This is a genomic window from Lacticaseibacillus pantheris DSM 15945 = JCM 12539 = NBRC 106106 (assembly GCF_001591865.1).
Lineage (GTDB): Bacteria > Bacillota > Bacilli > Lactobacillales > Lactobacillaceae > Lacticaseibacillus > Lacticaseibacillus pantheris.
In genome coordinates this window covers 1-3,982 of record NZ_BCVS01000157.1, presented here as the reverse complement: position 1 = coordinate 3,982, position 3,982 = coordinate 1, and the positions used below count along the sequence as shown (strand labels likewise).

The 3,982-nt window shown below is 53.4% G+C and carries 5 protein-coding genes and 1 riboswitch; of the genes, 4 read left to right on the top strand and 1 reads right to left on the bottom strand.

The features are described 5' to 3' along the window. The first annotated feature begins 586 nt into the window (after nucleotides 1–586). The 4 genes from LPA02S_RS11030 (at nucleotide 587) to thiT (ending at nucleotide 3,547) form a co-directional block, all read left to right on the top strand. The gene (locus tag LPA02S_RS11030; protein ID WP_054648842.1) at nucleotides 587–1,243 is read left to right on the top strand and encodes an amino acid ABC transporter permease; all 657 of its coding nucleotides are present in this window, start codon (nucleotides 587–589) and stop codon (nucleotides 1,241–1,243) included. Between the two features lie 39 nt (nucleotides 1,244–1,282). Then, nucleotides 1,283–1,918: an amino acid ABC transporter ATP-binding protein gene (locus LPA02S_RS11025; protein ID WP_054648843.1), complete on the top strand. Its 636-nt coding sequence runs from the start codon at nucleotides 1,283–1,285 to the stop codon at nucleotides 1,916–1,918. A 4-nt stretch (nucleotides 1,919–1,922) separates the two neighbouring features. Continuing rightward, nucleotides 1,923–2,738 carry an amino acid ABC transporter substrate-binding protein gene (locus LPA02S_RS11020; RefSeq protein WP_056957124.1) on the top strand — a complete coding sequence of 272 codons (816 nt, stop codon included), beginning with the start codon at nucleotides 1,923–1,925 and terminating at the stop codon, nucleotides 2,736–2,738. Between the two features lie 107 nt (nucleotides 2,739–2,845). Then, nucleotides 2,846–2,933: riboswitch (TPP riboswitch) on the top strand. A gap of 53 nt (nucleotides 2,934–2,986) precedes the next feature. Further along, nucleotides 2,987–3,547, top strand: a complete 561-nt coding sequence (gene thiT, locus LPA02S_RS11015) for an energy-coupled thiamine transporter ThiT (protein ID WP_054648846.1) — start codon at nucleotides 2,987–2,989, stop codon at nucleotides 3,545–3,547. A 70-nt stretch (nucleotides 3,548–3,617) separates the two neighbouring features. Here the strand turns inward: thiT and LPA02S_RS11565 are convergent, their stop codons facing one another. Then, on the bottom strand, nucleotides 3,618–3,761 hold the full coding sequence (locus LPA02S_RS11565) for a DUF4044 domain-containing protein (RefSeq protein WP_156301991.1): 144 nt from the start codon (nucleotides 3,759–3,761) through the stop codon (nucleotides 3,618–3,620). Nucleotides 3,762–3,982: the final 221 nt, after the last annotated feature.

Below are 3,982 nucleotides of genomic sequence, written 5' to 3'. Positions count from 1 at the left end.
GTTCGTAACCACCTGGCCTTCGCCCTAGCAGTGGTGACCATGGAGTACCCCACGAAAGCCGCGGCTCACCGCCCCGGCCTACGCTGCCGTTTCACAAAAGTTGAAACTTTTTGACGAATGTTGTTGACATTAGATTTACGTGAGTGTAGATTAAGAGTCAATCAATGAGTACATAAATCTTTGAACGGAATTGGTTAGGTGCATTGGCGCACAGAGACCCTGCGGTGCTGGGAAGCGGGGGGCCACCACCTATCCTCACATCCGCGAGTGGGACGTTGAAGCCTGTTAGTAGGCGTCCTCGGTTGGGCCCGTTAGCGCCGTGGTTGTTGAAGCAACCAGCTAAGGTAATACCGGTGACGGTATTGCGTACATGAGGTGGAACCGCGAAGCTAATTCGCCCTCTGATGACTCCGGTCATCAGGGGGCTTTTTTATTTGCGCAACTGCACATGGGCTGGTACCCAACAACCACATAAGGTTAGCCGTGTGAGCGGCTAACGTATCAGAGGTGGAACCGCGCATGGCGCCCTCTGTGGTTACTAAGGTAATCACAGGGGGCGCTTTTTAAATTGAAGGGGGAAGTTATTATGCAATACATTGCCGAAATTATGCCCGCCCTGCTCAAGGGCACCTGGACAACGCTCTGGGTATTTGTTATCACGTTGGTTTGCTCGTTACCACTAGGCTTGGTGCTGTCGCCAGGACTGGGCTCTCGCTCAAAAAATCCGCTGGCGGTTGCGTTACGGTGGTTGCTGAGTGCTTATACTTGGATTTTCCGTGGCACGCCACTCTTGCTGCAGATGATTTTCATCTTCTACGGATTACCAACCATCCACATTGTCTTTGACCGCAATTCGGCCGTTCTGGTAACGTTCATCCTGAACTACGCGGCGTACTTCGCGGAAATCTTCCGTGGTGGCTACCAGGCAATCGACAAAGGCCAATTCGAGGCGGCAACCGTCCTCAAAATGTCGCGCTGGCAGACATTCCGCTACGTAATTATGGGTCAGATTACCAAGATCGTTTTACCAAGTATTGGGAACGAAACAATCAACCTGATCAAGGACAGCTCGCTGGTATACGTTATCGGGATTGGCGACCTGCTCCGTGCCGGTAACATTGCCGCCAGTCGCGACGTGACGCTGGTACCGTACCTGTTGGTAGGGGTCATTTACCTGTTCCTGACGTTCATATTGACCGTCGCGCAGAAGCGGGTTGAGAAGCGCTTTGCCTTTTACCGTTAGTCAAAGCCGAGCGTAACCAGGCGTTTAGGAGGAATCATTATGCTGGAATTAAGTGGAATTAGTAAACAATTTGGTAGTCGCAATATTCTCAACGGTTTGAACTTGACCGTTCCTGACGGGCAGACACTTGCTATCGTTGGACCTTCAGGGGTGGGTAAAACAACTTTGCTGCGGATTATCGCGGGTCTGGAGTCGGCTGATGCCGGAACCATCGCGTGGGATGGTCAGGCAACCATTCCAGAGCAGCTACGCGAACAGGGAATTCTTGGGGTAGTGTTCCAGGGCTTTGAACTGTTCCCACAGTATACGGTACGGCGCAACATCACGCTCGCCCCGACCTTAACGGGGGCAACCAAAGCCGCTGCGGATGCTCGTGCCAACACGCTGATGGAGCAACTGGAGTTGACGGACCAGGCTGATGCCTACCCGTACACGCTGTCAGGTGGACAAAAGCAACGGGTCGCCATTGCGCGGGCCCTCGCGCTCGATCCACAAGTGTTGCTTTACGACGAGCCGACTAGTGCTTTGGACCCGGCTTTGCGCGATAACGTGGCCGCATTGGTTAACCAACTGAAGCAGGGGGGGATGACCCAGGTTGTGGTGACTCACGATATGGACTTTGCCCGGAGCGTGGCGGATAACGTCTTCACAATGCCAACCGGAACGGAGGCGTAAACCTATGCGAAAATTTTGGAAAGTAGCGGTGGCGGGGCTACTGGCGCTGGTCGCGGTCACCAGTCTGTCGGCTTGCGCCCGGACGACCGCCAAGAACTCATGGCCCCGCATCGAAAAGACCAAGAAGGTGGTTATCGGTTTGGATGACACCTTTGTACCGATGGGTTTTCGTGAAAAGAACGGCCAGCTCGAAGGGTTTGACATTGACCTAGCGAAGGCGGTGTTTAAGCGTTACGGCATCAAGGCGGACTTCCAGACCATTGACTGGTCAATGAAGGAAACCGAATTGCGCAACCAAACCATCGATTTGATTTGGAACGGTTATACGGTCACCCCGGAACGCGAAAAGCAGGTACTGTTCTCTGACACTTACCTGAAGAACTATCAGGTGCTGGTAACCAAGCGTAATGACAACATCAAGTCGTTTGCGGATATGGCCGGTAAGACGGTTGGGGCCCAGACGGACTCCAGTGGGGCGGCGGACATTGATGCTGAGCCTAAAAAGCTGAAGGATATTATTAAGGGCAAGGAGCCCGTACTGTACGATACTTACGATAAGGCGTTCATCGACCTCAACGCCGGGCGGATTCAGGGGATTGCCATTGATGGTGTGTACGCGCGTTACTACGTGGCTCACCAGCCTAACCCGCAGAAGTACCGGATTGTTGACGGCACGTTCCCGGCTGAGAAGTTCGCGGTGGGGATGCGCAAAGGTGACACCCAACTGGCGGCAAAGATTAACGCCAGCCTGAAAGTATTGCAGAAGGACGGGACCATCGCGAAGTTGCAGCGCAAATGGTTCGGCGAAGCGACACAATAATTGGTGGTCAGATGCTTGGCGTTCGTCCTATTTTGTAGCGAAAGCTTGACGGTGATGCGGTGATTGCGTATGCTATTCCTTGTAACCGTTATTATTAATAGTAAGTAACCTTCACAAAGGGGTGCCGTAAGGCTGAGAAATACCCTTCGAACCTGTTTCGTTAGCACGAGCGTAGGGATTGTGAAATGAGGCAAACTGTCTCCTTTGTGGTGGGTGAGTGTATACACAACACAAGGGAGGCTTTTTTTATGGGACGACAACGGGTACGCATTATGGTGGAGGTCGCCGTGATGGCCGCGGTTGCCACTGCTTTGCATGTGATTCCGCACACTACAGGGGTTTCCGCGATTGAACTAGAGTGGGGCATTATTCCTATCGTGGTGTTGGCGCTACGGCGTGGTACAGGCGCGGCCATGATGGGTGGCTTGATTTGGGGTGTACTGGACATGATCCTGTTTGGGTTGGCGTCGGGCAGTGTGCTTAACCCGATTCAAGGAATTGTGGAATACCCCATTGCATTCACTTGCGCCGGCTTGGCGGGTATTAGTTACCGGGCATTCCAAAGTGGACAGCGAGGACGTCAGGTGGGAGCCATTATTACGGCGGCGTTTGTGGGTACCTTTGCCAAGTACTTCTGGCACTTTATTGCCGGCTGGATTTTCTGGGGGAGTTACGCACCAAAGGGACAGGCTGCATGGTTGTACTCGCTGATTATCAATGGCGGGTCAGCACTATTTACCACGGTGGCAGCGATTGTGGCGGTACTGTTGGTTTACCGGCTAGCTCCGCAGCTGCTACGGGAGCCGTAGTCTTAGGTACAATCAAAAAGCGTGTGGGCCAAAGCCCACAAGCTTTTTGATTGCGTCAATTAGTAACTGATTATTGGAACGCGGCCACGGCGGTAAACACCACGCCGAGAACCGTAATGAGAATCATGACCCAAACGAAAATCTGGGTGACGTGCTGGAAGGCAGATTTGTGTTCCTTTTCCGCCTTGACCTTGCTAACGTTGACCTTGCTCATGCGTACACCTCCGTGACTGAAACAATATCCTGAGTGCATTGTACATTGTTTTCCGCCATTCGGCAAATTCCGGCCTTAGTCGGATGTGCTGTGGTGGCGTGGTGGTTCTGGCCGGTGGGGGTGCTGCGAGGTACTGCGACTTGGTGGACCGCTGCGGTGGCTGTCCGTACTGGTGTGGTGGTTCCGGTTGAGCCGCTGGTCCCCGCGACCGGCTACGTGCC

What these genes read in the sequence shown, in the direction of transcription:
- LPA02S_RS11565 (WP_156301991.1), bottom strand. Translation starts at nt 3,761, where the DNA reads ATGAGCAAGGTCAACGTTAGCAAGGTCAAGGCGGAAAAGGAACACAAA.
- LPA02S_RS11025 (WP_054648843.1), top strand. Translation starts at nt 1,283, where the DNA reads ATGCTGGAATTAAGTGGAATTAGTAAACAATTTGGTAGTCGCAATATT.
- LPA02S_RS11030 (WP_054648842.1), top strand. Translation starts at nt 587, where the DNA reads ATGCAATACATTGCCGAAATTATGCCCGCCCTGCTCAAGGGCACCTGG.
- LPA02S_RS11020 (WP_056957124.1), top strand. Translation starts at nt 1,923, where the DNA reads ATGCGAAAATTTTGGAAAGTAGCGGTGGCGGGGCTACTGGCGCTGGTC.
- thiT (WP_054648846.1), top strand. Translation starts at nt 2,987, where the DNA reads ATGGGACGACAACGGGTACGCATTATGGTGGAGGTCGCCGTGATGGCC.